The organism is Paenibacillus validus NBRC 15382 (assembly GCF_004000985.1).
GTDB lineage: Bacteria > Bacillota > Bacilli > Paenibacillales > NBRC-103111 > Paenibacillus_G > Paenibacillus_G validus.
On record NZ_BIMH01000129.1, the window covers coordinates 1 to 708 of the forward strand.

The 708-nt window shown below is 58.6% G+C and carries 1 pseudogene; it reads right to left on the minus strand.

The window, feature by feature from the left end:
• Positions 1-695: pseudogene (locus tag PVA01S_RS26365) on the minus strand (immunoglobulin domain-containing protein); the annotation flags it as partial.
• Positions 696-708 lie beyond the last annotated feature (13 nt).

A 708-nucleotide genomic window follows, 5' to 3' on the forward strand; every position in this document is an offset into this window, starting at 1 on the left:
GCGGTATTCACCGTCAACGTCGCGCTGGTCGACGGGGTAGACAGACCGCCCGCTCCGCTCACAACGACGCGATACGTGTAACCGTTCATCCCTGCCTCGGCTCCGGTAATGCTCAGCGTGTCCGTTGATGTTCCGCTGTACACACCCGTGTCGGTAAGATTCGTGAAGCCCGTACCTGTGTCCACCTGCCATTGGTACCCCAGACCCGTTCCCGTTGCGGTTACGGAGAAGCTCGTATCGCTGCCTTCGTTAACCGACTTATCGCTTGGTTGACTTGTGATCGCTGGCGCCGTATTCACCGTCAAGGTCGCGCTGGTCGACGGGATAGACAGACCACCGGATCCGCTCACAACGACGCGATACGCGTAACCGTTCATCCCTGCCTCGGCTCCGGTAATGCTCAGCGTGTCCGTTGCTGTTCCGCTATACACACCCGTGTCGGTAATATTTGTGAAGCCCGAACCCGTGTCTACCTGCCATTGGTACGCCAGACCCGTTCCCGTCGCAGCAACGCTGAAGCTCGTATTGCTGCCTTCGTTAACCGACTGATTGCTTGGCTGACTTGTGATCGTCGGCACGGTATTCACCGTCAAGGTCGCGCTGGTCGACGGCGTAGACAGACCGCCCGCTCCGCTCACAACGACGCGATACGTGTAACCGTTCATCCCTGACGCAGCTCTGGTAATGCTCAGCATGTTCGTCGCTGTT